Source organism: Pantoea sp. sgz302252, assembly GCF_042610525.1.
Taxonomy (GTDB): domain Bacteria; phylum Pseudomonadota; class Gammaproteobacteria; order Enterobacterales; family Enterobacteriaceae; genus Erwinia.
The window spans coordinates 756,556-778,830 of sequence record NZ_JBHDVM010000001.1 but is presented as its reverse complement, the minus strand read 5'-3'; the positions used below and the strand labels follow the sequence as shown (position 1 = coordinate 778,830).

Genomic DNA, 22,275 nt, shown 5'->3' with positions numbered 1-22,275 from the left:
GTAATTCCAGAAAATATTGTCTGAACGCCTGCCAGGTTTGCTGCTCTGTCTGCTGAAACCTTAACCCCACCTTTGCGGTGGGGGTAGTTATATTATTCCTCAGTTTTTTGGCAGCGCATAAGCGACCAGCGCGTCGCCGGAAGTGGTGCCAAGCCCGCCGTGTCCGCCAGCTGCAATCACCACATATTGGCGACCATCCTCTCCGGTGTAAGTCATCGGCGTCGCCTGACCACCCGCAGGCAATTTAGCTTTCCACAGCTCTTTGCCGCTGGCCTCGTCAAAGGCGCGCAGATAGTTATCTGCTGTCGCGCCCATAAATATCAGCCCGCTACCGGTAATAATGTTGCCGCCCATCATAAAAATGCCGGTCGGCAGCGGCGCATTGGTGTGGGTGCCAAAAATATTCATATTGCGCGTGGTGCCCGCTGGTCTTTCCCAGGCAATTTTGCGCGTGTTCAGATCAATAGCAATCAGTTTACCCCATGGCGGCGCGCTGCAAGGTGCGCCCAGCGCTGTCAGCCAGGGTTTAACTACCGCAGCCCAGCCGGTACCATACTGCGGCCCGACAGCGAATTCCTTAGGTTTAGGGTAGGCCTGACCACTGGCCCAGCCAGCCCACTGCTTCATCAACCCCTGTTTGATGGCCGCATCATGCTTCATCAGCTCCATAGTGAAAGGAATGTAGCTGGTGTTGGCAATCAGCAGATGCCGCTGCGGATCGACCGAAGCGCCATACCAGTCCATTACGCCATCAAAAGCCGGATAGGCAATGGAAGTCCCTTCTGCTGGCGGCGTGTACTGGCCCTGATAGCGATAGCGGTGAAACTGAATGCGGCAGATCAGCTGATCGATCGGCGTCGCGCCCCACATATCGGTTTCTTTCAGGTTTGGCGGCGACAGATTAGGCATGCCGACGGAATCCGGCTGCGTCGGCGAAAGACGCTCGCCCGGCAAAGAAGGTGAAGTAGGCACGGGCTTTTCATTAACCTGCGCCAGCGGCTTGCCGGTACGGCGATCCAGCAGGAACAGCTGGCCCATTTTGGTAGTCTGCACCAGCGCGGGAACGCTTTCGCCATTTTTGCCCGGCAAATCGACCAGCGTCGGGCCAATCGGCACGTCAAAATCCCACACGTCATGATGTACGGTCTGGAAATGCCAGCGCTCTTCGCCAGTGTGAATATCCAGTGCCACCAGCGAGCTCGAATATTTTTCATCAAAAGCACGGCGCTTGCCACCATAGTAATCCGGCGTGGCATTACCCAGCGGAATATAGATCAGTCCCAGTTTCTCATCAGCCGTATAGGTTCCCCAGCCGTTCGGCGTGCCGTGAGTATATTCTTCGCCCGGTTTCAGCGGCGCATTTTGCGGCGTCCTGCCTAAATCCCAGGCCCAGGAAAGCTGGCCGGTTTTCACGTCATAGGCGCGCACCACGCCGGAAGGTTCGCCGGTGGTCTGGTTATCGTAAATCCAGCCGCCAAGCACCACGCGTCCATCCATTACCATCGGCTGCGAAGTAATAAAGTGAAAGCCCGGCGGCACCTGGCCCATATGATCGGTGAGGCTGACATAGCCTTTATTACCAAAAGAGGCGCACGGCTCGCCGGTTTGCGCATTCAAAGCCACCATGCGCGCGTCGCTGGTAGTAGTAATGATCTTTTCCGGACAGGTGCTGTCATCTACAGCTTTGCTGTAAGCAACGCCGCGACAGGCGAGATATTCATTAGCGGATGTATCTACTTTAGGGTCAAACTTCCAGCGCTGTTTACCGCTGGTGGCATCCAGTGCTATCACCTGGCGATGCGGCGTACAGATAAACAGCGTGTTGCCGACTTTAATTGGCGTGACTTCAAAACTAAATTCACGGCCCGCTTTATCTTCGCCTTTACGCATCGTATCGCCGGTATGATATTGCCAGGCAGGCTGTAACTTATCGACGTTAGCGGGAGTGATCTGCGTCAGCGGCGAAAAACGCTGGCCTTCCCGGTTACGACCATAATGCTGCCAGTCGTTATTGGTATCTGTGCTGACCGCCTCCTGAGATGCAGGAACCGGCGCATGATGTACAAAGCGGGTTGCGGTGACATGCCAGCCAGACCAGAAGATCAATACGATTGCCGCAAGATAAACAACGCCGCTCAGCATACCGGCGCGGCGCTGCGTCTGCATTACCGGGCGCGTTATCCATGGCATGCTGCACCAGATGCCAAGCACGGCCAGCGCGAACAGGCGCGGCATCAGCTTCCAGCCGTCCATTCCCACTTCATACAGTGCCCAGACCACGCAGATCAAAAATGAGAGCAGGTAAAGCCAAAGCCCGGCCGGACGGCGTTTGCAGATAAAGATGCCGCTAAGGAAAAAACCGGCGCCGAAAATCAGATACCAGGGCGTGCCGCCCAGCGTGGCCAGCCAGCCGCCCAATACCAGAAAGGCCAGCCCAAACAGGCTAACCACATAGCCGGTGAGCGAGGGCAGGGAAAACCAGGATTTTTTTTGCATAAGGTCTTAATTGATGGGTTACAGGTAAATCAAGGATATAAGGTGAAAAGACAGGTAAAGGGAACAGGCAGGCAAAAGCCTGATTTTATGGATAATATTCTCTTTATTCAATGTGTTAAATGGCAAAGATTATTGTCTCAAAATCTTACGTTATCAGCAGTAATCTGTTTCCTGACCATGTGCTTCATAAACAGATAAGTATTTCCCTGACAGACTCCCTCGCTGAACGGCCGTTTTTTGCCCAACCGATAGCCGTCTGGATGGCAATATGCAACAATTCGCGCGAATTACTGGTAACATTGCGCGCCAGTTAATACTGTTAAAGCATGGCTTAAATGTTGTGCTGAAGCGGCATAAAAAACCGTTGCAGTAAATTAGCTGTAAAAAAACAGAGCAATGAAACGGGTTGGCACGGCACTGGGTCTCTGCGTTATGCCTTTTGGCTATATCACATGGCATTTGCGTCTTTGCAGAGACGCGACCGGGTAAAAGCTATCCCGTATCATAAGCATCGCCAATAACGTATTAAAAATAGTCAGTATATTGACTCGGTCTGCGGGCCGACCAACACGGGAAAAGAACGGGCAATGATAGTTTTGCGTAATGTTTCCAGGATCTTTCACGCTGCGGCTGGCCCGGTGACGGCGGTTGACGATGTCAACCTTAATGTCGAGCAGGGGCAGATTTACGGCATTATCGGCTACAGCGGCGCGGGCAAGAGTACGTTAATCCGCCTGCTGAACGGCCTGGAAAAACCGACTTCCGGCAGCGTCACCATCGCGGGCAAAGATATCGCCCGGGCGAAAGGCGAAGCGCTGCGCCAGGCGCGGCTGAAAATTAGCATGGTTTTTCAGCACTTTAATCTGCTCTGGTCGCGCACGGTCAGTGAAAATATTGCCTTTTCGCTGCAAATTGCCGGCGCGCCGAAAGCGGCTATTAAAACCCGCGTGCAGGAGCTCATTGAGCTGGTGGGCCTGAAAGGCAAAGAACATACTTATCCCTCGCAGCTTAGCGGTGGACAAAAGCAGCGCGTGGGCATTGCTCGCGCGCTGGCAAACAATCCTGAAGTCTTGCTGTGCGATGAGGCCACCTCAGCGCTGGATCCGCAGACCACCGACGCCATCCTCGATCTGCTACTGGATATCAATCGCAAGCTCAGACTGACCATAGTGCTGATCACGCATGAAATGCACGTTGTACGCAAAATCTGCCATCGCGTGGCAGTGATGGAAGCGGGCAGGATCGTGGAAGAGGGCGAAGTGCTGTCGGTATTCACCCATCCTCAGCAGCCGATTACTCGTCAGTTTGTTAAGCAAACCGCAGAGTACAGCAGCGCCGAAACGCCTTTCAATCCGGAGCTGATTGACCGCGCGGCGGGCAGCGTACTGAAGCTGACTTTTGTCGGCCAGAACACGCAGCAGCCCATTGTTGGCGAGCTGACGCTAAAATACGGCGTTCCTTTTAATATCCTGCACGGCAAGATGACGCAAACTACCAACGGCACTTTTGGCGAGCTGTGGTTGCAGGTTGCCGCCAGCGGCAAGGCGCTGGAGAGCATCCTGGCCGATTTACACGCCCACGCTATTACCACCGAGGTAGTTCATGATTGAGTCTCTTTTCCCCCATCTGAAGCTGGATCAGCTTTGGGATGCGACCTGCGAAACCCTTTATATGACGGCCTGGTCCGGCGTGGCGACTTTCGTGCTGGGCATTCTGTTCGGCCTGGCGCTGTTTTTGACCGCGCGCGGTGGGCTTTTCCAGAACCGCGCAGTTTATTCTGTGATTTCAGTGCTGGTAAATGTCTTCCGTTCCATTCCGTTTATTATCCTGATTGTATTACTGATCCCGTTCACCAAAACCTTAATTGGCACCATCCTGGGCGCTAATGCTGCATTGCCTGCGCTAATCGTGGGTGCGGCGCCGTTTTATGCTCGCCTGGTCGAAATAGGCCTGCGCGAAGTGGATAAAGGCGTTATTGAAGCATCCCGCTCAATGGGCGCACGCTTGAGCACGCTGATTTTTCGCGTGCTGCTGCCTGAATCTTCACCAGCGCTGGTTTCCGGCATTACGGTAACGCTGATTGCGCTGGTGAGCTACAGCGCGATGGCGGGCGTGATCGGCGCGGGCGGCCTGGGCAACCTGGCCTATCTGGAAGGCTTCCAGCGCAACCACAGCGATGTCACTCTGGTAGCAACGGTTATGATCCTGATTATCGTTTTTATTATTCAGTTTATTGGCGATTTCATCACCACACGGCTCGACAAACGCTAACTCATGAAGGAAGTAATAATGAAAAAAACACTGACGCTGCTGGCTGCGGCAACTCTGGGCGCGCTGAGTCTGAGCGCATGGGCGGACACGCTGACCATCGGCGCTTCCAACGTGCCGCACGCGGAAATCCTGGAGCAGGCTAAGCCAATTCTGGCAAAGCAGGGGATCGATCTGGAAATCAAACCTTTCCAGGACTACATCCTGCCAAACACCGCGCTGGCCAGCCACGATATCGATGCAAACTATTTTCAGCACGTGCCTTATCTGAATAGCGTGCTGAAAGATCACGCTGACGATAAGAGCTACGACTTTGTCAGCGCGGGCGCGATCCATATCGAACCAATTGGCATCTATTCCAAAAAATACAAATCGCTGAAAGATTTGCCGCAGAACGGCAAAATCATTATGCGCGACGCGGTATCAGAAGAAGGCCGTATCCTCGCTATCTTTGAGAAAGAGGGCGTGATTAAACTGAAGCCAGGCGTCAGTAAAGTTGACGCGCGCATCAGCGATATCGTGGAAAACCCGAAACACCTGAAATTCCTGGCTAACGTGGAAGGCGCGCTGCTGCCGCAGATGTACAACAATGATGAAGGCGACGCGGTGGTGATCAACGCCAACTATGCTATCGACGCGGGCCTGGATCCGGTAAAAGATCCTATCGCTGTTGAGAGCGGCGAGAACAACCCGTACGCCAACATCATCACCGTACACCGTGGCGATGAAAACAAACCTGATATCAAAGCGCTGGTAACGGTGCTGCACTCTAAACAGATTCAGGACTGGATCCGCACCAAGTATAAAGGCGCGGTTATTCCTGTTAATAACTGATTGCTGTTTTAAGGCCGGGAAACCGGCCTTCTTTATCGCTGTTGTTTAGTACAGGAAACAGACCCGGATCCGGTGTCCATCAGGATCAATAACGGCAAAGGTATAACCAAAATCCAGATCTACCGGTTTTTGAACAACATCCAAAAGTTTTTCAGCCCAGGCAGAAAAAGTGGTATCCACTTCTTCTTTACTTCCCGCCGTAATAAAAAGTTCGCCAAAGTTTCCATCATTGCCGCGAGGCAAGGGTTCGGCGGTATATTTCGACCACAGGCCAAGCTGAAAACCGCCCGGCAAGCTTAACTGACAAAAAGTGGGATACGCCTCCATGGGTTCGACCTGAAAAAGGTCAGCGTAGAAGCGCGCGCTTTTTAAAGGATTGGCTACATAAAGAATTGTCATAGCGGCAGTAAGCATCATGTTTTCCTTCTGGGTTGGATGAATTTCACTGCACTCTAAAAGATGTCTGTGACAATTTCTGTCAGTAGCCTGTTGTCAGGAAGCGGCTATTCCCTGTTCCTTTTTCCAGGCTGCGAGCAGCTCATGATGCTGGCGGGGATAGCGTTCATGGAGAATAACGAGTTGTTGGATCCTGTCGGTTCGAAAATGACGTAGCTGCTGGCGCCGTTCGCACCAGGCGGCCAGCAGGCGAACCGCGTCAAAATAGCCTACAGCTACCGGCCAGATAACGCGGCGAGACTCCTGATCCTGTAAGTTTTTATAGGTAATCTCAACCTTGTTGCGCTGGCGGATAGCCTGACGAAGTTCAGCCAGCCAAATCTGCGGCAAATCGTGCTCGGTTGGACCGACCAGCAACGCCTGATAATCAACAGTCTGCTTTAGCGCAGCAGGGATGACGCTGCCTATTTTCGCCAGCGCTTCGCTGGCCGCTGCGGTTAAGTCCGGGTCACCACGCTTTTTCACCCAGCTAATGCCCAGCAGCAGCGCCTCGATTTCAGGTTGAGTGAACATCAGCGGCGGCAGCAGATAATCTTTGCGCAACAGATAGCCCATGCCGGCTTCGCCCTGAATGCAGGCACCTTGCTGCTGTAAGGTAGCTATATCGCGGTAAAGCGTGCGGATATGTATGCCCAGCTCCTCTGCCAGAAAAGCCGCGGTCACCGGATAGCGGCGACCGCGTAGGAGTTGGATCAGTTTTAGTAAACGTTCACTGCGGCTCATCTTGTTGCTATCGTCCCTGTAAAAACAGCGTTAGCTCTTAATAATAAGCCGATAGCATTTGTAATGAATAATGTTTTAATCATGAAGCTGCTGAATGTTTTGAAGGGAAAAATAGCCTGCCCGATTTTTTTGCAGTCGTATCGTGTTTACCAGCCGAAATTTTTCATCATCACGCTCGCTGGCAATAGTCATTAATACAGAGTAGTCACCTGGCTGCCAGTTGATTTCCGGATAAGAGACGCATTGGCCTGCGGGGATAATGGTAAAGGGCGGCTGAGGATCGGAATGCCAGATGTTTACCCATTTCCCGCCGGTTAGTCTGGAAATGATAACGCCTCTGTTCAGGACAAGATCGCCTTTTTTCTGCCTGTCAGCGGGCACGGCAAAGCAGGGCGCGTTATCTTTAATAAAGATATCCAGCGGATAAACGTAAGGTTTTTCCAGATGACAGCCGCTCGTCAATACCACGGCGGCTATTGAGAGCTTTTTAATCATGGTAAATGCCTTTTATCGGAGGGATCGCTTAAAAAACCGCGCAAAACCCATTCATATCTTTTGAGAAGGTCAGGCCCTTTAATGCCTTCGAAATTAGCTACGGATTCAAACCCTGAGCGATCGAAAGTTTTTAACCAAAAATAATCAGCAAGCAGACTGGCCTGAGCTTCCATACCGTAGTCGAAAATAAGCTTATAATTAGGTAATGAATAGCGATAATTCGCAGCCCAACTCAGACAGCCACGTAGTTTGACGTTAAGGCCTAACTGATATTGCCATACATGGGCCATTTCGTGAATGAACCAGTGTTGTTTCCAGTTTGGCGCTACAGAAAAATCGGACTCGTAGTGTTTCGGCATAAAGTAGATTTCACCGTTGGGCGTAACAGCCGTATCTTTATTTTGTAGATCAAATGGAAAATAGCTTTCTTTATGGACTCTGACCCTGGAATAGTTTATGGCGTTTTTAAATATGCTTTCCGCTATTTTAATTTCACCAGCTGTTAATTGGCGAGCCCGCCACTTTTCCTTTTTCATATTTCTCTCCCTGAATTTTGAACAGGAGAACTTTATCACATAAAAAGGTGAGGTTCATTTATTTATCGTCTTTGGCTTTTTACTCTTAGATTATATTGCCTGACGCAGCGCCAGAGCAGTCTGGCGCTTTCCGTTAAGGATTTTCCGTTATCGATCGCCAAACCCCACGGCGGTTATTTGCATCTGTGCGCCCGGCATCATTATCTCCAGCCCGCGGATCAGTTCTTGTCCCGCTTGCTGCAGAGCTTCATCCGGCATGGACGGCAGGCTTTCCAGGATAAACCATATCTGCTTTGCGCTGGCATCCAGCCGGGTACGCACGCCCTGACGCCAGTTCCAGCGGCGGCAGGTTACGCCTTTATCGTCGCGCCAGACCACTTCGCCCGCTTCCGGTGCTTCAAAGGCCGGACTGCCTTCTTTTACCGTATCGAACAGCTCGCGACCCTCGGCGATAACCAGGCGCGGCTGGCCGACATAGGCGGCAAAATTCTCGCCGCCTACCGGAATCGCGTAGCGAAGGCTAATGGCGTTATAGAGATCGACCAGTGGATCTATACCTGGTAATACGCCATCACGCTGTACTCTTTTGCGCAGCGCTTCTGCCGAACAGGGCGTGCGTTTAGGCTTAGCGCCAAATCTTTTAAAAGTTTCTGCCCACTCGGCCAGATGTGCCTCGGCCCAGGGAATTGTCTCGGCAATCACGGCCTTGCAGGCGTTGGCCATAAATTCCTGAGCGATCTCAGGATGGCGCAGCGGCGCGGCCTCAACGCTAATGCTTAGCGCGCGAAAACCCGGCGCCAGGCTGGCAATATCAGGCGCGATTGACGGCGTTACTGAAAACATTTAATAATCCCTCAATGACCAATTTATTTCATAGTAACGACCAATGACCAAAAAAGTCAATAAAACGACCGAGGCGGGCGCCGATCTTGATAGCGTCAGCGCCGCCGTATCACGCAGCATTAAAACCCATCGCAAGGCACAGAAACTCTCGCTGGATGAGCTTGCCCGTCGCGCAGGCGTCAGCAAAGGCATGCTGGTAGAGACAGAAAAAGGTACGGCAAACCCCAGCATCGCTATTCTGTGCAAAATCGCCGCCGCGCTTGGCCTTTCGGTAGCCGATATCGTTAACGTTACCGATTCGCCCTCCGCCTGGCTTATCGCCAGCGATGAGATCCCCACCTTATGGCAGGGAGAAAAAGGCGGCAGCGCGCGGCTGCTGGCTGGCACCAGCGGGCCGGATATGATCGAGCTGTGGCGCTGGCAAATGCAGCCTGGCGAGGTATTTTCTTCGGCAGGCCATCCAGCCGGCACGCTGGAGCTGCTGCATGTTGAGCAAGGTACGTTAAGCCTGCAAACAGAAGGCGCTGTGCTAACTATTAACGTCGGTTGTTCGGCGGTAGCCCGAACGGATATGGCCCATAGCTACGCTAATCAAACAGAGAAGCCCTTAATATTTACCATGACCGTTGCCGAATTGCATAAAAATCAGCGGCAGTAAAAGCTGTAGAATATAGCCGCAAAACAACCATTGACGCTGGCAGTAAAATTAAAGATTATTTCCGCCAGGCCGGGAAAGTGTATTCCAGCCAGCGTTACATAAAAGAGTAAAGGGAAAGCGGCCAGGCGGCCGCCTGGGTTTAAATTGTTAAAAGGAACTTTTATGCGCCAGCCAGTTTCAAAGAAATTTATGCAAACACTTCCCGTAGCTATATTCGCTATTTTTGCCGCTTTTTTGCTTATTTTAATGTCGTTTTATACGGTCAAAGAGGGCGAGCGGGGCGTGCTGCTGCGCTACGGGAAAATAGTGAAGATTGCGGAGCCAGGGCTTGGGTTTAAAATACCCTTTATTGAAACCGTTAAAACTATTTCGATCCATAATCATGCCATGCTGCTTAACAGCATCCAAACCTACAGCCGCGATCAGCAGCCGGCCACGATGTCGGTTTCGGTGAATTACCATGTGCCTGCTTCTGAGGTTGAAAAGCTTTATATCTCCTATACCACGCTGCAAAACATGACGGAGCGATTGATTGCCAGACAGATCCCGACCCAGCTGGAAAACGTCTTTGGCCAATACACCGCTATCAGCGCTGTCCAGGATCGCGCGAAGCTGGTTCAGGATGTGCAGAACGCCCTGAGAAAATCCATTGTCGGGCCAGTGATGATTGATAGCGTACAGGTAGAAAATATCGATTTCTCAGATGCCTATGAGAAGTCGATAGAGGACAGGATGAAGGCGGAAGTTGCCATCGCCACACGCAGACAGAATCTGGAAACAGAAAAAATCCAGGCGCAAATCGCCATCACCCAGGCGGAAGCAGAGGCGGCCAGCCAGCTTGCGGCGGCAAAGGCAGAGGCGGAGTCGATCAGATTAAAAGGCGCGGCCGAAGCGGAAGCGATCCGGCTGCGCGGTCAGGCGCTACGTGATAATCCCTCGCTGGTGAGCCTGACCACGGCTGAACGCTGGGATGGCAAGCTGCCAGCTACTATGGTACCGGGCGGCAGCGTGCCTTTTATTTCCGTAAAATAACCAGGTTAACGAAACGGCGGGAAGCAGATAAAATGCCTCCCGCTACAACTTTTTCTTATCTCCTGACTAGCCCATTGCATGATGCTGTGAATGGGATACTGGCAGCAGCTCTGGCACATAATGTTCAGCGAATAAGCGGGCATCGGTATCCGGGCGGATAACCTTTATCGTCTTCAGCTCATTAACGTAGACAGCTACCTCTTTGCGCAGCTGGTCGCCGGTTGAATGGTGATGATGGGTATGCTCGCTGAGCATCGCGGTAATATCTTCAATCGGCACCTGTCCAGGCACGAAAGGCGCGAATATTTTTGCGGTTTCCGCCGGATGATCGGCTGTCCACTGTTGGGCATCGACAATTGCCTGCGTAATCGCGCGCGCCACCTTTGGATTATCGCGTACCAGCGAACCACGCAGGCCCAATACACAGCAAGTCAGATTACGGTATTCGCCGTTGAGGTTATTATCCACCTCAATCAGCCCGTCGCGGTGCTTGATCAGCCAGCCTTGTGGATCATCTGTCGCCAGCGCCTGAACTTCGCCTTTGCGCAAGGCTTCGCCAAAAAGGTCGGCAGGATACTGCACCCAGTTGACCTGCTTATCGGGATCTATACCCAGCTTAGCCAGTTGAATAGCGAAAAAGTTGCGGATGGGGCTGGCCTGATCCGTCACCGCCACGCTTTTACCCACCAGATCTTTTACGCTGCGAATATTGGCGGAAGCGGGCGCCAGCAGGCGCATACAGCCGCCGTGCGTGCCGACAGTCAGATCTACGTCAAATCCCTGCTCCAGCGGCTTCAGCCAGCGCAGCGCCATGCCGATGCCGCCGTCGGCCTGACCCGTGGCGATAGCCTGCAGCAGCGCATCGGTGGGCCCGCTGAAGTTTACCGGCTCGACGTTCAGGCCATACTTCTTAAAGAAACCCTGCTTCAGCGCTACGGAAATCGGCGCCTGGCAAACTGCGGTCTGACCCCAGGCGAGTTTTACCGTAGTAAGCTTATCGCTTTCTGCCGCCCAGAGCGGAAAAACGGGCGCCGCGGCGGCACCTGCGAGAAGCAGTCCTGATGTACGCAGAAATGCGCGTCGTGAGAATACCCCGGGAATGGCCATACTGAACTCCTTTCTTGCCGGTAAATTTTTGATAATGGCGTTGGCTTATCGTGCGCTTGCGCCTAAAGAACTCTTTCCAAAAATCTTTTGGTACGCTGGTGAGTGGGGCGGTTCAACACCTGATCGGCGCTGCCGCTTTCCACGATTTTGCCGTCTACCATAAACACCACGCGATCGGCGACCTGCCGCGCGAAACCTATCTCATGCGTTACCACCACCAGGGTTACGCCTGAGCGCGCCAGTTTATTAATAACTTCCAGTACCTCTCCCACCAGTTCAGGATCCAGTGCGGAAGTCGGTTCATCAAACAGCATGACTTTGGGATTTAGCGCCAGCGCGCGGGCAATGGCGATACGCTGCTGCTGGCCGCCGGAAAGCTGTCGTGGCCAGGCATGGGCCTTTTCGCGCAGGCCAACAGTATCCAACAGCTCATAAGCCCGTTCGATTGCCTCGCGGCGTTTTAACAGGCCGTGAACGATCGGCGCTTCGATAATATTGTCCAGCACGGTCATATGCGGAAACAGGTTGAAGTTCTGGAAAACGTAGCCGACCTGAATACGCTGTTTCAGGATGGCGCGCTCTTTTAATTCGTAGAGTTTGTCGCCTTTACGGCGATAGCCTACATATTCGCCATCGATTTGAATAAAGCCTTCATCAACGCGCTCCAGATGATTGATAGTGCGCAGCAGCGTGGATTTGCCGGAGCCGGAAGGGCCAAGAATGACGGTAACCGTACCTGGCTCAATAGTCAGGCTAACGTCCTCCAGCGCGGTGAAAGCGCCGTAGCTTTTGCTGATGTTAGCGATTTCGATTTTACCCGCCTGAGGCTGCGGGCGGTTTCGCCAGTCTGAGACGGCGCGCGGATAGAGTTCAAGCGCTTCTGACATTGATTCTCTCCTCTGAGGTTATGCCTGCGCCGAGCGGCGAAACAGAGCAAAGCGGGCCGGGCGAACCTGCCGTACGATGCCGCGCGCGAAATAGCGTTCGACATAATGCTGGAGTACAGAGAGCACCGTGGTGATCACCAGATACCAAACGCTGGCGACCATCAGCAGCGGAATCACCTGCTGCGTGCGGTTATAGAGCACCTGCACGGTATAAAATAATTCTGGCATCGACAGCACGTATACGATGGCGGTGCCTTTCGCCAGGCTAATGACTTCGTTGAACCCGGTCGGCAAAATGGCACGCAGCGCCTGCGGCAGAATAATGCGAAAGGTGCGGCGATAGGGTGGCAGGCCAAGCGCGGCGGCAGCCTCGTGCTGACCTTGCTCGACGCCCGCTATGCCGCCGCGAATAATCTCGGCGGTATAGGCTGCCTGTACCAGCGACAGCCCCAGTACCGCTACTGAAAACTGATCCAGTAAATCTGTGGTGGCATGGCTGAAGAAAGTAATGGAAGTAAAGGGCACGCCCAGCGACAGGCTGTCATAGAGGTAGGAAAAGTTATAAAGAATAATCAGTACCAGCAGCAGCGGCAGCGAGCGAAACAGCCAGATATAGCTCCAGGCGAGTCCGGAAAGCAGCCAGGATTTGGAGAGTCGCGCCAGCGCCAGCCCGGTGCCAAGCAGCGAACCGAACAGCGTGCCGAGCAGAGTCAACAGCAGGGTTTTTCCCAGCCCGCTTAAAATTGCCGGATCGAAAAACCACTGGGCAAAGACATGCCATTCCCAGCGTGGATTGGTGGCAACAGATTGCGCCACGCCGGTAATGATAAACAGCGCAAAAGCCGCGCCCGCCAGCCGCCATGGATAGCGGGCTGGCACTACTTTTAATGTGGCAGGGGAATTATAAGGCGCCGGATTTTTCATGCTGGCTCCTTGTACTCGTTGTCTGGCCGGGCAGTGATTTGGTAAAAGGCAGGCGGCCATCAAACGGCGGCAGCGAATAGCGTTCGGGGTCGACGCCGGTATCAAACTGCGGCTGATAGCCCTGGGATAAATAGAGCCTGACCGCCTCTGGCTGGCGGAACCCCGTAGTCAGGAACAGCGACTGATAGCCCTGTAGCGCCGCCAGCCGCTCAAGCTCCAGCAGAACTTTTTGCGCCAGGCCCTGACGCCGCATGCTGCTGTGCGTCCAGATACGTTTAAGCTCGGCGGTTGTGACGTTGTAACGCTTAAAGGCACCCATGGCGATGGGCGTCTCATGACGCAACAGCACAATAAAGGCACCATCGGGCGGCGCATAAAGCTCAAGCGGCTCCACTTCCTGCTCGCCAAAACAGTCGCCGTAGCGGGCGCGGTATTCGGCGAACAGCCCGTCAATAATCGGCTCGATCAGCGGATCGTCCGGTGTGGTATGGATAAAGGTCTCTTCAATCATGGCGCGCTCCCGTTCTCAGTCGCCCAAACCCGGCGGGTTAATCTCAGAATGGTCAATTTTTTCAACAGTTTCACCCCAGCGATCCAGCACCTGTAAATAGCTGCCGCTGGCGATAGCGCTGTTGAGAGAGGCCTGGACAGCTTCCACCAGGCCGCTGCCTTTTTTCAGCGTCACGGCAATATTGGCGGTTTTTGGCCAGCCGCCCGCAACCACGCCGACCAGCTTAGTGGTGCCGGTCAGTTTGGCTTTATAAGCGCCGGTAACGTTAGGGCCGAAGGTGGCGTCGGCACGGCCTGACTGAATGGCCAGCGTGGCGGCGGCGTCATCGGTAACGTAAAGCGGCTGCATGGCGGGCAGGCCCCGGGCCTGGTTTTCTTTGTCCCACTGCAGCAGAATGGCTTCCTGATTAGTGCCGGAACCAACAATAATCCGTTTACCGGCAATATCCGGCGCCGTCTCTATTTTGCTTATTTTGCTGCTGCTCTTAACGTAAAAGCCCAGCGTATCCTGGCGATAGGTAGCGAAATCGAAGCGCTCTTTACGCTCTTTAGTCACGGTAATATTGTAAATTGCCGCGTCGTATTTGCCGGAAGCAACGCCTAATGGCCAGTCTTCCCAGGAGGCTGGAACAATTTTTAATTTCAGGCCCAGTCCATCCGCTACCAGGCGCGCAATATCCGCCTCGCTACCTATTACCGTTTTATTATCGCGGGCAAATAAGCCGAAGGGCGGCGCGCTGCCTAATACTGCTGTGGCTACTGTCAGCGTGCCCGGCGTGACAAACTTATAATTAGCCGGGATCAGCGAAGCCGCCTGAGGATTAAGCGGCGCGTGCACAGGTTTCTCGTTGGCTATTAAATCAATTCCCGGCGCGGCCTGTGCGCTCAGGCTAAGCCCCAGCAGCAGCGCCAACAGGCTTAAGCGATTGCTATTCATCATTTTATCCCTGCGATTTGTTTTTCTGCACTATTCAGGATGGGCACCCTGAAGTAAAACAACAAAAACAAATAAAGATAGCGAGAAATAACAAATAATATCGGCCCGCTCTTTTGTTTAATTATGCAAAAGCAAAGCCGGAATTAATATTTATCGCCCGGGTTTTTATATGAAATTCTCGCTACAGAGCATTCAGAGGGAATTTACTATGCGTTATCAGTTAAGTCTTTTAGATCAAAGCCCATTGGATGAGGGCGAAACGCCGCAGGCGGCGCTGGCTGCCACGCTGGCCTTTGCCCGCGCGGCAGAGCGGCTGGGTTATTCCCGGCTATGGGTTTCTGAACATCACGACAATGAAAAACTGGCGGGCAGCTCGCCGGAAGTGCTGATTGCCTGGCTGCTGGCGCAGACCAGCAGGCTGCGTATCGGCTCCGGCGGCGTGATGCTGCAACACTACAGCCCTTATAAGGTAGCGGAAAACTTTCACCTGTTGGCATCGCTGGCGGGCGATCGCGTCGATCTTGGCGTCGGCAAAGCGCCGGGCGGATTGCCGCGCTCAACCCAGGCCTTACAGGGCGAGCTGGCGGGGCAAAAAGAGTTCTCTGCGCAGCTGGAGCAACTGACCCGCTATCTTGATGCCGCCGTGGAACCCGCGCGGGAAGAATCGGCCAGAGTACTGCCGACGCCGGCTGAGCCACCGCAGCGTTTTTTACTGGGCGCCAGTCCGGAAAGCGCCAGGCTGGCGGCGCGACTCGGCTGGAACTTTGTTTACGCCGGGTTTATTAACGCCTCGGAACAGGCAATGCATGAAGCGGTGCTGACTTTTCAGGAATATGGCAAAGGCAAAGCGCTGATTAGCCTGGCGGCTCTGGCGGCCGATACCCATGAGGAAGCCGCCTCGCTGCTGGCGGAGCAGCATAACTTCCGCGTTACGCTTGGCGATCGCCACGTCACCGTGGGTAGCGAAGAGCAGGCGCTGGCCTTTGTACGCCAGGCGGGTGCAACAGAGTATCGCATCGAAAAACAGTCGTTGAATGTGCTGCACGGCACTGCCGAAGAAGTGCATCAAAAGCTGGCTTCGCTGCAGAAAAGCCTGAACGTCGATGAATTTATTCTGCATACGCCGTTGAGCAATGCCGCACGGCGTCTGCGTTCCATTACTCTGCTGGCGGGCCAGCACTAAGGAGATAGCATGAGTACTGATATCAAATTTGGCCTGATGCTGCACGGCGCGGGCGGCCATATGAATTCCTGGCGCCATCCCAGCGCGCCCGCAGATGCCAGCGTCAATTTCCGCTATTTTACCGACCTGGCGCAAAAAGCGGAGACGGCTGGCTTTGATTTCCTGTTTGTCGCCGACGGGCTACATATTAATGAGAAATCGCTGCCGCATTTTCTGAACCGTTTCGAGCCGGTTGCGCTGCTTTCGGCGCTGGCCTCGGTAACGCATCAGATCGGCCTGGCGGGAACTATCTCTACTTCCTACAGCGATCCTTTTACCGTAGCGCGCCAGCTGGCGACGCTGGACAATATCAGCGGCGGCCGCGCGGGCTGGAACGTAGTGACTTCGCCGCTGGAAGGCTCGGCAAAAAACTTTGGCAAAGCGCATCCGGCCCATTCGTTACGCTACGAGATAGCCGAGGAGTATATCAAAGTAGTGCAGGGCCTTTGGGATTCCTGGGAAGATGACGCTTTTATCCGCGATCGCGACAGCGGCGTTTTCTTTGATGCCGCTAAACTGCATAAGCTCAATCACCAGGGCAAATTCTTCTCGGTGGAAGGGCCATTAAATATCCAGCGTTCGCCTCAGGGGCAGCCGGTAATTTTCCAGGCGGGCGCTTCCGATACTGGTATCGGCCTGGCCGGGAAATCCGCCGATGCAGTATTTACTAATGCGCGAACGCTGGAAGAAGCAAAAACTTATGCCCGAAAACTTCAGGCAAGCGTTGCGGAAAACGGGCGCAAACCGGTCGCTATTTTCCCGGGGATTAGCCCAATCGTTGGCAAAACGCCGGAAGAAGCAGAGGCAAAATATCAGCATCTGCTGTCGTTGATTTCGCTGGATGACGCGCTGGCCTACCTCGGGCGCTTCTTCGATCACCACGACTTTAGCCAGTACGATCCGAATGGGCCTTTCCCGGATGTTGGTGAACTGGGCCAGAATACTTTCCGCTCCACGACCGACAGCATCAAGCGCCGCGCGCGGGAAGAGAAGCTGACGCTGCGGCAGATCGCTTATGAAACCACGCTGCCGCGCGGCGAGTTTTTTGGGACGCCGCAACAGGTTGCCGATGCGCTAATTGAATGGGTAGAAAAGGGTGGTGCAAGCGGTTTTATTATCAGCGGCCCGGTGCTGGTGGAATCGCTGAACGATATCACTCGCTACGTTCTGCCGATTCTGGCGGAGCGCGGCTACTGGCGGCCATCGCAGGAAAGCACGCTGCGTGGACGGCTGGGCATCCCATTTCGGGCCAACCGCTACGCTGTCCAAACGCCAGAGCTGGCCGACATCAAATAAGGGATTGCCGTGTATCGAGCTACTTTACGGGCGGCGCTGCGCCGCCCGCTGTTAATGCTGCTCGCGCTGGGCATACTGGCAGGATGCGACCAGGGCAAAGCGGAGCAGGCCAAAGCCGCGCAGCCGCAAACACCGCAAAAAGGCGGTAATTTACTGATTGCCATCGACACCGATCCTAACTGTCTGGATCCCCAACAGGCAGGGAACAATAACTCGCTAAATATTGGCCGCCAGCTTACCGATTCCCTGACCGATCAGGATCCCAACAGCGGCGAAATCGTGCCCTGGCTGGCGACAAAATGGCAGGTATCGCCCGACAATCGCCGTTTTACCTTTACTTTACGTGACGGTGTCACTTTTAGCGACGGCACGCCTTTTACCGCGCAATCGGTCAAAGAGAATTTCGAGGCTATCGGCAGGCTGGGCGCTCGCGCCTCGCTGGCTTCCACCTATCTACAGGGCCTGCAGCAGATTGAGATCCCTGATAATCACACCGCGATCGTCATCTTCGCACAGCCCAACGCGCAATTTTTACAGGCAACTTCGACCATGAGCCTGGGCTTTTTTGCCCCGAAGACCGCGGCGGCCAGCGCGCAGCAGCGCTGTCAGGGAGAACTGGTCGGCACCGGGCCGTTTGTGCTTAAGAGCTTTGAGCACAATCAACAGGTCAGGCTGGCACGACGCACAGGCTATGCCTGGCCTTCTTCGCTTGCCGCACATCAGGGCGAAAGCTGGCTGGACGGTGTGGAATACCGCGTGATCCCGGAAAGCGGCGTGCGCTTCGGCAGCCTGATTTCCGGCCAGCTGGATATCAACGTCGGCGTCACGCCGCAGGATGAAGCGCTGCTTTTGGCAAAGAAAATCACGCTCAGCGCCCGCACTAATCCGGGTCTGGTCTACAGCCTCTTTCCCAACTTCAGCACGCCGCTGATGGCGGATAAAGCGGTGCGTCAGGCGCTGAATCTGGCGATTGATCGCAAAGCTCTCCAGCCGGTGCTGTCGCGCTATCAGGCGCCCGCCACTTCGGTGCTGGCGAAGTCTACGCCGCTGTGGCAGGAGCGCAGCGAAGCGCTGCGTTTCGATCGCCCTAAAGCGGAACAGCTGCTGGAAGAAAACGGCTGGCATAAAGGGGCTGACGGCATCCGCGTTAAGCAAGGCCAGCGCCTGAGCTTTAAAATTGCTTACTGGCAGTCGGCGCCTTTTATTGAAATCGTGCAGCAGCAGTTGAAGGCGGCAGGTATCGACCTGCAGCTGGAAAAAGCGCCCATCAGCCAGGTTGTGGCGCGCCAGGCCAGCGGCAAACTGGCGGTCGATTTTTATAACCTGACCCGTTCCGATCCCGACGTATTGCGTACGGTATTCGATGCTCATGGCCGCAACGTTAATCATCGCCAGCCGCAGGCTGTTGACCAGCTGCTGTTGCAGTCAAGCGAAACGCTGGATACGGCGAAACGGCAGCAGGTGGTGACGCGGGCTGTTGATCTGCTAATTAACGAAGGTAACGCCGTGCCATTGGTAGAGCTGGCAACGGTGATCGCTACCGGCAACAGGGTACGGGGTTTCCATTTTGACGCTTCATCGCGCTTTCAACTTTACGATACCTGGCTGAGTGGGGAATAACGTATGGTGACGAGATCGCCGGGCAGTCTCCGTCTATCCCGCATACTGAGGCGTGTCTTGCAAGGTGTAGGTGTTTTGTGGGCAACCTGGAGCCTGACCTTTTTTATTCTCTATATTTTACCGTCCGATCCGGTCACGATTATGCTCAACCAGGGCGAACAAAGCACTGTCGATCCGGCGCAGATAGCGGCGTTGAAAGCGCAGTATCATCTTGATTTGCCGATATATCAGCAGTATTTCCTGGCGCTGTGGGATCTGCTTCATCTCCGGTTAGGCCACTCCATTGTAAGCGGTGACAGTGTCACTTCGATGCTGGTGCAGACACTGCCCGCTACGCTATTGCTGGCGCTTTGCGCGCTGCTGCTGGCGCTGCTGGTGGGTGGCAGCCTGGCGGCGACGGCAAGCGTATTACCGCCGGGCCGTATAAAAGCCGCGCTACTGGCATTGCCTTCGCTCGGCGCGGCACTGCCGACTTTCTGGCTGGGACTACTGCTGCTGCAAGCTTTTTCCTTCAGCCGCGCCTGGTTTCCGGCTATGGGTAATCAGGGCTGGCAATCGCTGGTGTTGCCCGCCGTTACGCTGGCCGTGCCGACTGCCGCGACTATCGCCCAGGTAATGAATCGCTCGCTGGCGGATGTCTGGCGACGGCCCTTTATTGATGCTTTGCGGCTGAAAGGCGCGGGCACGGCGCAGCTTCTTTGGCGTCATGTGCTGCCGAACGCCGCTATTCCGCTGCTGACGTTAACCGGGATGATTTTTGGCCATTTGCTGGCTGGCGCGGTTATCACGGAAACCATCTTTTCACGCGCAGGGCTTGGCAGACTCGCCGAAGGTGCCGTTTCCGCGCAGGATATTCCTGTAGTTCAGGGCGTGGTGCTGACGGCAGCGCTGGTTTTTGTGGTTGTGAACCTGGTTACCGATGCGCTCTATCCCTTGTTGGATCCCAGAATCACCAGCGGAGAAAGAACATGAGCCTGCTTGCTGTTATCAGAATATCCCGGCCTGTATTTGCCCCTACGCTGTGGCTAAGCATTGCCGTCTTAATCATAGTTGCGCTGTGGGCACTGTTTCCGGGCCATTTCAGCCCGCAGGATCCGCTGGCTGGCGATCCGCTTCAGGCGTTGCAGCCACCTTCAGCGCAGCATTGGTTTGGCACCGATCATCTGGGGCGCGATATCTACAGCCGTAGCGTGCACGGCACAGCACTGACGCTACAGGCGACGCTGTTTTCCGTAGCAATCGCTTTTCTGCTCGGTAGCGGCATCGGTGTGCTGGGTGGCTATGTCCGGGGCCGCTTCGACAATCTGCTGATGCGGCTGATCGATATCCTGATGGCGGTGCCGGGCCTGCTGCTGGCGATGGCGATTATCACCGTGCTGGGGTTTGGTACGCTACATATCGCCGTAGCTGTTGGCCTCTCCTCCGTGGCTACTTTCGCCCGGCTTTCGCGTGGCGAAGTGCTACGCGCGCGCAATCATCTCTTTGTCGAAGCGGCGCGGACGGGCGGCGTGGGCCATCTGACCATTATTCGACGACATATTTTGCCGCATGCGCTGCCGCCGGTGCTCTCACTGGCCGCGCTTGAGTTGGGGTTCGCGTTGCTGTCGGTCTCGGCGCTGAGCTTTCTGGGTTTTGGTGCGCCGCCGCCACAGCCGGAATGGGGATTGCTGCTCGCTGAAGGTCGAAACTATATCGCCGCCGCCTGGTGGTACACCACGCTGCCGGGCGCGACTATCGCGCTGACGGTGCTCGCCACTAATCGCGTGGCCAGTTTTATACAAGATTATGCGGAGGAGCTATGCTAAGCGTCGAACAGTTATCGATTGGCTACCCGCGCCAGAACAGTACGGCGGTCAGTTCGCTCAGCTTTACGGTAGGCAAAGGCGAAATTGTTGCCGTGGTCGGCGGCTCTGGCTCCGGCAAATCGAGCACCGCAGCCGCGCTGGCAGGCTTGCTGCCCAGGCACGCCCGCGCTTCCGGCGCTATCCGCTTTAATCATCAGCCGCTGGAAAATGCCAGCCAGCGCCAGTGGCGTCAGCTGCGCGGCCTGCATATCGGTTTTGTACCGCAGGATCCGGGACAGGCGTTTAACCCGGTAAAAAGCATTGGCAAACAGCTGCTCGAGGCCTATACGCTGCACGGCGTAAGCCATCGCGAGGCGGCGAGTCGGCTGCAAGGGCTGCTCGCCGATGTCGGCCTGGCCGAGAGCGAACGCATACTTGCCAGTTATCCGCACCAGCTTTCGGGCGGCATGCGGCAGCGTATTCTGATCGCCATGGCGCTGTGCCATCACCCGCAGCTGATTATTGCCGATGAACCGACCAGCGCGCTGGACGTCAGCGTACAAAAACAGGTACTGGATACGCTTGCGGCCGCCGTCGCCCGCAAAAATATTGCACTGCTGTTGATTACGCACGATATCAATATCGCGCTGGAACGTGCCGACCGCATTCTGGTGATGCAGGAAGGGCGCCTGGTTGAAAGCGGCACGCCAGCCTCGCTGCTGCGCCATGCGCATCATGCCTTTACGCGGCAGCTGCTGGCCGCTTCGCCAGCTTTTCTGGAGGTGCCCTGGCGGCAGCCTGTCACCGGCGCGAAGCCGCTGTTGCAGGCCAGCGGGCTGCATAAAGCTTTTGCGTTAAAAAATGGCTTTTTCACGGCGGTAGAGGAGGTTTCCTTTCCGGTACTGCGCGGTTGTACCACCAGCCTGGTCGGCGAGTCCGGCTCCGGTAAATCAACCACGGTTCGCCTGCTGATGGGGCTGGAAACCGCTGACGCAGGCGAAATCATTTTTGACGGCGTCAGGCAAACGTTCGCCAGACAGCAGCAGAGCGCCTTTCGCCGCCGCGTGCAGATGGTATGGCAAAATCCTTATGCCTCGCTTAATCCCCGCATGACGCTGGAAGAGATTATTACCGAGCCGCTGCGCGCGTTTAATATCGGCGACCGTCACGCCCGACGAACCAGAGCGGCCGAGCTGCTGGAGGCGGTGGAGCTGTCGGCCACGCTGCTTCAGGCCCGGCCAGGCGCACTCTCCGGCGGCCAGCGCCAGCGGGTGGCGATTGCGCGAGCATTAGCTATCTCTCCGGAACTTCTGATTCTGGACGAGCCGGTATCGGCGCTGGACGTAGCGGTGCAGGCGCAGATACTGAAGCTGCTGGCGCGGCTACAGCGGGAGCTGGGCCTGAGCTACTTGTTTATCTCGCACGATCTAGCGGTAGTGAAGCAAATCTCTGATTACATAGTGATTATGCAGCACGGCAAGGTAGTGGAGCAGGGGGAAGCCAGAAAGATTTTTACCTCGCCTGCAGCGGCCTATACCCAACAGCTGTTGTCGCACGTGCCGGGCAGCGGCAGAGAGCCAAGCGTCGTTGGGCTGGTGTGAGCGCGTTTGCAGTAGTTAAAAAATCGCCGTCATACAGACGGCGATT

General features: G+C 55.0%; 22 protein-coding genes. 11 read left to right on the top strand and 11 right to left on the bottom strand.

The annotated features are described in order from the left end of the window. Positions 1-99: 99 nt before the first annotated feature. Entirely contained in the window at positions 100-2,496 is a 2,397-nt protein-coding gene (locus ACETPC_RS03470) for a membrane-bound PQQ-dependent dehydrogenase, glucose/quinate/shikimate family (protein ID WP_380178618.1), read from the bottom strand. A 587-nt stretch (positions 2,497-3,083) separates the two neighbouring features. On the opposite strand from ACETPC_RS03470, the gene ACETPC_RS03465 reads away from it, so the two are divergent. Genes ACETPC_RS03465 through ACETPC_RS03455 form a run of 3 tightly spaced genes read left to right on the top strand, consistent with a single transcriptional unit; the run spans position 3,084 to position 5,598 of the window. Then, positions 3,084-4,106, top strand: coding sequence for a methionine ABC transporter ATP-binding protein (locus tag ACETPC_RS03465; RefSeq protein ID WP_380178616.1), 1,023 nt, complete (start codon positions 3,084-3,086; stop codon positions 4,104-4,106). Further along, a complete protein-coding gene (locus ACETPC_RS03460) occupies positions 4,099-4,767 on the top strand; it encodes a methionine ABC transporter permease (RefSeq protein ID WP_380178614.1) in 669 nt (222 codons plus the stop codon). Before ACETPC_RS03465 ends, ACETPC_RS03460 begins: the two co-directional genes overlap by 8 nt. Positions 4,768-4,785: 18 nt before the next feature. Continuing rightward, positions 4,786-5,598, top strand: a complete 813-nt coding sequence (locus ACETPC_RS03455; protein WP_380178612.1) for a MetQ/NlpA family ABC transporter substrate-binding protein — start codon at positions 4,786-4,788, stop codon at positions 5,596-5,598. Positions 5,599-5,643: 45 nt separating this feature from the next. Here the strand turns inward: ACETPC_RS03455 and ACETPC_RS03450 are convergent, their stop codons facing one another. From ACETPC_RS03450 to ACETPC_RS03430, 5 genes are all read right to left on the bottom strand, one after another. Then, positions 5,644-6,012 carry a VOC family protein gene (locus tag ACETPC_RS03450; protein ID WP_380178857.1) on the bottom strand — a complete coding sequence of 123 codons (369 nt, stop codon included), beginning with the start codon at positions 6,010-6,012 and terminating at the stop codon, positions 5,644-5,646. A 78-nt stretch (positions 6,013-6,090) separates the two neighbouring features. Then, positions 6,091-6,777, bottom strand: a complete 687-nt coding sequence (locus tag ACETPC_RS03445; RefSeq protein WP_380178610.1) for a helix-turn-helix transcriptional regulator — start codon at positions 6,775-6,777, stop codon at positions 6,091-6,093. A gap of 75 nt (positions 6,778-6,852) precedes the next feature. Further along, positions 6,853-7,272 carry a putative T6SS immunity periplasmic lipoprotein gene (locus ACETPC_RS03440; RefSeq protein WP_380178608.1) on the bottom strand — a complete coding sequence of 140 codons (420 nt, stop codon included), beginning with the start codon at positions 7,270-7,272 and terminating at the stop codon, positions 6,853-6,855. Continuing rightward, complete coding sequence (locus ACETPC_RS03435; protein ID WP_380178606.1) at positions 7,269-7,808, bottom strand: hypothetical protein; 540 nt, start codon at positions 7,806-7,808, stop codon at positions 7,269-7,271. The genes ACETPC_RS03440 and ACETPC_RS03435 overlap by 4 nt, the downstream gene beginning before the upstream one ends. 147 nt (positions 7,809-7,955) lie before the next feature. Continuing rightward, positions 7,956-8,651, bottom strand: a complete 696-nt coding sequence (locus ACETPC_RS03430; protein WP_380178604.1) for a B3/4 domain-containing protein — start codon at positions 8,649-8,651, stop codon at positions 7,956-7,958. Positions 8,652-8,694: 43 nt separating this feature from the next. On the opposite strand from ACETPC_RS03430, the gene ACETPC_RS03425 reads away from it, so the two are divergent. Together ACETPC_RS03425 and ACETPC_RS03420 are read left to right on the top strand one after the other, a co-directional pair. Beyond that, complete coding sequence (locus ACETPC_RS03425) at positions 8,695-9,309, top strand: XRE family transcriptional regulator (protein ID WP_380178602.1); 615 nt, start codon at positions 8,695-8,697, stop codon at positions 9,307-9,309. A gap of 162 nt (positions 9,310-9,471) precedes the next feature. Next, positions 9,472-10,341: a prohibitin family protein gene (locus tag ACETPC_RS03420; protein ID WP_380178600.1), complete on the top strand. Its 870-nt coding sequence runs from the start codon at positions 9,472-9,474 to the stop codon at positions 10,339-10,341. Positions 10,342-10,407: 66 nt separating this feature from the next. Here the strand turns inward: ACETPC_RS03420 and ACETPC_RS03415 are convergent, their stop codons facing one another. From ACETPC_RS03415 to ACETPC_RS03395, 5 genes are all read right to left on the bottom strand, one after another. Next, positions 10,408-11,448, bottom strand: coding sequence for an ABC transporter substrate-binding protein (locus ACETPC_RS03415; protein WP_380178598.1), 1,041 nt, complete (start codon positions 11,446-11,448; stop codon positions 10,408-10,410). Positions 11,449-11,510: 62 nt separating this feature from the next. After that, positions 11,511-12,335, bottom strand: coding sequence for an amino acid ABC transporter ATP-binding protein (locus ACETPC_RS03410; protein WP_380178596.1), 825 nt, complete (start codon positions 12,333-12,335; stop codon positions 11,511-11,513). Positions 12,336-12,353: 18 nt separating this feature from the next. Then, positions 12,354-13,259 (bottom strand): amino acid ABC transporter permease, encoded by a 906-nt coding sequence (locus ACETPC_RS03405; RefSeq protein WP_380178594.1) that lies wholly within the window; start codon positions 13,257-13,259, stop codon positions 12,354-12,356. Continuing rightward, positions 13,237-13,770, bottom strand: coding sequence for a GNAT family N-acetyltransferase (locus ACETPC_RS03400; RefSeq protein ID WP_380178592.1), 534 nt, complete (start codon positions 13,768-13,770; stop codon positions 13,237-13,239). Before ACETPC_RS03400 ends, ACETPC_RS03405 begins: the two co-directional genes overlap by 23 nt. 15 nt (positions 13,771-13,785) lie before the next feature. Further along, complete coding sequence (locus tag ACETPC_RS03395; RefSeq protein ID WP_380178590.1) at positions 13,786-14,709, bottom strand: ABC transporter substrate-binding protein; 924 nt, start codon at positions 14,707-14,709, stop codon at positions 13,786-13,788. A gap of 205 nt (positions 14,710-14,914) precedes the next feature. On the opposite strand from ACETPC_RS03395, the gene ACETPC_RS03390 reads away from it, so the two are divergent. From ACETPC_RS03390 to ACETPC_RS03365, 6 genes are read left to right on the top strand one after another with little or no spacing between them, the layout of a single operon-like run. Next, on the top strand, positions 14,915-15,889 hold the full coding sequence (locus tag ACETPC_RS03390; protein ID WP_380178588.1) for an MsnO8 family LLM class oxidoreductase: 975 nt from the start codon (positions 14,915-14,917) through the stop codon (positions 15,887-15,889). Between the two features lie 9 nt (positions 15,890-15,898). Next, positions 15,899-17,224, top strand: a complete 1,326-nt coding sequence (locus tag ACETPC_RS03385; RefSeq protein WP_380178586.1) for an LLM class flavin-dependent oxidoreductase — start codon at positions 15,899-15,901, stop codon at positions 17,222-17,224. A 9-nt stretch (positions 17,225-17,233) separates the two neighbouring features. Further along, complete coding sequence (locus tag ACETPC_RS03380) at positions 17,234-18,844, top strand: ABC transporter substrate-binding protein (protein WP_380178584.1); 1,611 nt, start codon at positions 17,234-17,236, stop codon at positions 18,842-18,844. Between the two features lie 3 nt (positions 18,845-18,847). After that, complete coding sequence (locus ACETPC_RS03375) at positions 18,848-19,816, top strand: ABC transporter permease (RefSeq protein WP_380178582.1); 969 nt, start codon at positions 18,848-18,850, stop codon at positions 19,814-19,816. Beyond that, complete coding sequence (locus ACETPC_RS03370) at positions 19,813-20,649, top strand: ABC transporter permease (RefSeq protein WP_380178580.1); 837 nt, start codon at positions 19,813-19,815, stop codon at positions 20,647-20,649. The genes ACETPC_RS03375 and ACETPC_RS03370 overlap by 4 nt, the downstream gene beginning before the upstream one ends. Beyond that, on the top strand, positions 20,643-22,229 hold the full coding sequence (locus ACETPC_RS03365; RefSeq protein WP_380178578.1) for a dipeptide ABC transporter ATP-binding protein: 1,587 nt from the start codon (positions 20,643-20,645) through the stop codon (positions 22,227-22,229). The genes ACETPC_RS03370 and ACETPC_RS03365 overlap by 7 nt, the downstream gene beginning before the upstream one ends. Positions 22,230-22,275 lie beyond the last annotated feature (46 nt).